Raw genomic sequence first — 1966 nt, 5'->3', positions numbered from 1 at the left:
AACTTACAAATTTTAAAACAATTATAAGAAAATTAATATTGAAAATTGTAAAAAAAAATTGTAAAATTAAACAAATATATCTAGAAAAGGAAAAGGAGTTTAAAAATGAAAAAATATTCAAAAATCTTATTTTTAATAACAGCAGTAACTATGATTTCAAGCTGTACAGTAGCACCTCTTACGGGGAGAAGACAATTAAAGCTGGTAAGTGATGAAAGTGTTGCCTCAAGTTCAGTTTCTGCTTATAGGCAGTTTATTCAGCAGGCTAGTGCTAAAGGGCTGATTGCAAATGATACAGCTGATGGGCAAAGATTGAGAAGAATTGGTGGAAGAATTTCAACAGCAGTTGAACAATATTTAAATGAAAATGGATTATCAAAGAAGTTAGGAAATTTACAATGGGAGTTTAATTTAATAAAAACTAACGAAATAAATGCGTTTGCAATGCCAGGTGGGAAAATAGCCTTTTATACTGGAATAATGCCAGTTCTTAATAGTGACGCAGGAGTCGCATTTGTAATGGGGCATGAAATTGGACACGTTATTGGAGGACACCATGCGGAAGCTTCAAGTAATAGGGCACTTGCAGGAATTGCTGCAACTGTAACAGATGCTGTAACAGGAGGAAACGCTGTATCTTCTCTTGTTTCAAGCGGACTGTCCATTACACTTTTGAAATTTAACAGAACACAGGAATATGAAGCAGATAAATATGGAATGATATTTATGGCAATGGCTGGATATAATCCATCTGAAGCAATTACGGCACTTGAGAGAATGGACTCAATAGGTTCAGGGAAAGGAGCTGAAATTCTATCAACACATCCATCTGGAAAAAATAGAATTGAAGCAGCTAGAAAATTCTTGCCTGAAGCAATGAAATATTATAAAGCAAGATAGATTGATAATATAAATTACCATATTTTTATTCTCATATTGAATAAAACTTTGATAGGAAAAATAATCAAAAAAAGTATGAAAGGAAATGTTGTGAATAATAAGATAAGTATCGCTCCGATGGTAGACAGAACGGATAGAAATTTTAGAAATTTTGTAAGAATGATAAATAAAGACGTTTTACTGTATACAGAGATGATAACGGCACAGGCTATTCTTAATGGAGATTTAGACTATATTCTAGGATTTGATGAAGTGGAGCATCCAATTGTTCTACAAATTGCGGCAACAAATCCAGAAGAAGCATATAGGGCTGTAAAAATCGCTGAGAAATACAATTATGATGAGATTAATCTAAATGTCGGGTGTCCATCAGACAGAGTGTCTGGAAATATGATGGGTGCTTATCTTATGGCATTTCCAAAAGAAGTAGCAAATATAGTGAAAGCAATGAAGGAAGCAACAGGTAAACCGATTTCGATAAAGCATAGAATAGGGATTGATGGAAAAAATATATTGCCAGCCTCTTTCGAACGAACACTATTAGACAAATACGAAGATATGGTAAATTTTATTAATACTACTAAAGAAATTGGGGTAAATAAATATATTATCCATGCGCGGATAGCAATACTTGCAGGACTTGATCCAAAACAGAACAGAAGTATTCCGCCTCTTAGGTATGATGAAGTTTACCGTGCAAAAAAAGAATATCCTGATTTACATATAGAAATTAACGGTGGAATTAAAAATGTTAAGGAAATTGATGAACATTTAAAATATGTTGATTCTGTAATGCTAGGACGTGAAATTTATGATAATCCTATGATTCTGACTGAATTTGGAAAATATTACGGAAAAGAAATAAATATCACTCGTAAAGAAATCATAGAAAAAATGATTCATTATATTGAAAATATGGAAAAACAGCAATTGCGTCCACATCTGTTTCTAATGCATACACATGGGTTATTTCATAACATACGTGGCAGTAAAGCTTGGAAAAGAGCGATTAATGAGCCAAAAGCAGATTCTAGAACATTGAGAGAGCTATTAAAGAAAATTGAAG

2 protein-coding genes are annotated in these 1966 nt (G+C 32.8%); both read left to right on the top strand.

Annotation, left to right across the window (positions count from 1 at the left end; translation table 11 throughout):
* Positions 1–105: 105 nt before the first annotated feature.
* Entirely contained in the window at positions 106–900 is a 795-nt protein-coding gene (locus tag Q0370_RS00425) for a M48 family metallopeptidase (protein ID WP_299570573.1), read from the top strand.
* A gap of 75 nt (positions 901–975) precedes the next feature.
* Positions 976–1966, top strand: a 991-nt coding sequence (dusA, locus tag Q0370_RS00420; RefSeq protein ID WP_299570571.1) for a tRNA dihydrouridine(20/20a) synthase DusA, incomplete at its 3' end; no start/stop codon positions are given.

It is taken from the genome of uncultured Leptotrichia sp. (assembly GCF_938036635.1).
Lineage (GTDB): Bacteria > Fusobacteriota > Fusobacteriia > Fusobacteriales > Leptotrichiaceae > Leptotrichia > Leptotrichia hongkongensis.
This window is presented reverse-complemented; position numbering and strand designations above follow the sequence as displayed.

Coding starts and splice junctions, on each gene's coding strand:
- Q0370_RS00425 (WP_299570573.1), top strand. CDS start 106: ATGAAAAAATATTCAAAAATCTTATTTTTAATAACAGCAGTAACTATG.